1 protein-coding gene is annotated in these 2,007 nt (G+C 45.4%); it reads right to left on the reverse strand.

Features of this window, described 5'->3' with window-relative positions:
- Nucleotides 1-245: 245 nt before the first annotated feature.
- Nucleotides 246-2,003 carry an NFACT RNA binding domain-containing protein gene (locus tag K6C05_RS07945; RefSeq protein ID WP_296733385.1) on the reverse strand — a complete coding sequence of 586 codons (1,758 nt, stop codon included), beginning with the start codon at nucleotides 2,001-2,003 and terminating at the stop codon, nucleotides 246-248.
- Between the last annotated feature and the right edge of the window lie 4 nt (nucleotides 2,004-2,007).

Here is a 2,007-nt window from a genome sequence, read left to right on the forward strand (position 1 = left end):
CCATTGCCTACATGGAGCCTATACGGATGACAAATCGGGCCCTGCGTCACGTATTCTTCGTTGATTTTGATAATGGAGTTACCAAGTACGGCTTGTGTAAATACTATGGCATAGAAGACATTAAGGTCTTGAAGGACGAAAATAAATAAGGTTGCCTTCGTAATTTAGGTATATTTAAAAGGACAGTTGATTCATCGTTTTGATGAACCAGCTGTCCTTTTTATCATTGAAAATATGTTTTCCTGTTATTCTTTTGCCTGTAGAAGAATAGGGTTAAGCACCTCATCCTCAGGGGTAACATACAAAGTGCTTTGATTGGTAAAGATAACGAAGCCCGGCTTGGCTCCTGCCGGCTTCTTTACAAAGCGGCAACGGGTGTAGTCCACCGGTACCTTGGAGGAATTGGCTGCCTGGGAGAAATGAACTGCCAGATAGGAGGCCAGAAGCAACGTATCCTCGGCTGGTTCCTCCCCGTCACAGCGGATAATAACATGGGATCCGGGAATCTCCTGGGTGTGAAGCCAAATGTCTCCCGGGTTGCTTACCTTGAAGGTAAGCCGGTCATTCTGGTAATTGTTCTTGCCCACCAGAATAGTGGTTCCGTCAGGAGCGGTAAACTTAAATGGTTGGGACTGCTTCACAGAGGCGTGCTTTTTCAGATTTTCCCGCAAAATATTATTTGTAATAAGCTCTGTCTTAATATCATTTATCTCCGCAAGGGAAGTGGAGGCCTCAAGGGAGGTTTCAATTGAAGCCAGATACTTGATGTCATCAAGACATTTTTCCAGCTGCTTTTCCAAAAGCTCCTTGCCCCTTTTGAGTTTATCATATTTTTTGTAATAGGCCTGAACATTTTCACTGACGGAAAGACGTTGATCCATGGCGATGGAGATACTTTCTCCGGATTCACTGTAGATGTTCGTAACCGTAACTGTGGCGTCTTCACGGTCCCTTAGCTGATACTGATAGGTCATAAGATTATCCGCTTTTATACGATATTCCTCGGCGTTGTCGGCTGCGGCAATATCATCCTTCAGCTTATCCACCTTATGCTGGGCCCGGCTCAGCTCATTTTTGATGAGCTTTTTGAAACGGTCCCTGTCAGGCAGCTGAAAGCTACCAGCAATACTGGAAGCCTTAGCCAGCATTTCACTTATGGTCGTAAATTTTACAACCGTATCGTTTATATAGTAATGCAGTGGAAAGGATGCGGTAGCCAGCAGCTTTTGATTAGCATCCACCACGAGACAGGCTTCACCGCAAGGCTCCTTAAAGGCATCCTTTATTTCCGTTAAGGCGTTATTGAGTGAAGCAAAATCACTTTCATCCATTTCACTGACCAACTGGTTGTGGGGGAGTCCAGCCAGAAAGGCGGTTTCCTTTGCAGTTACAGGGCCAAAACCAAGACAGGTATCAAGAATGGCCTTGCTGAGTTTTAAGTCATCCTTGGCTCTGATGGCTGTAACCACATCATCAATGGAGCACTCAAGAAGATCCATTTTATCCTGCACAGGTGGTAAAATGTATGGGTCTCCAGGCAGGACAGTCCTGATGCGGCTGGAGTTGGCCCCGACTCTTCTCAGTACGTCAATGATGTTGTCGTCCTGTACCAGAATAATGTTGCTGTACTTGCCCATGAGCTCAACTACCAGGGATTTTGTAACGATTTGTCCCCCCGCAGCCAGCACATCCATGTCCAATATGATGATGCGGTCAAGACTATGCTGATATACCCGGGCTATACGGGCGGTTTCAATATGCTTGCGGAGAACCATGCAGAACATAGGCGGCTCCGGTGGATTATCAGGTGCCTTTTCAATAATATGAACCGCAGGGTTCTGGGGATTTATTGAAATATGAACCAAATAATTTTTGCCTGGCTGTCTAACGGAAAGAATTACAGACTGCTTATTTGGTTGATTTATCTTGTCTATGCGTCCGCCTGTAATGGCTCTGTCCAGCTCAATGGCCAGTGGATGCATAGAAATACCATCTAAACTCATAAGA

Source organism: Anaerovibrio sp. (assembly GCF_024697385.1).
Lineage (GTDB): Bacteria > Bacillota > Negativicutes > Selenomonadales > Selenomonadaceae > Anaerovibrio.

Coding starts and splice junctions, on each gene's coding strand:
- K6C05_RS07945 (WP_296733385.1), bottom strand. CDS start 2,003: ATGAGTTTAGATGGTATTTCTATGCATCCACTGGCCATTGAGCTGGAC.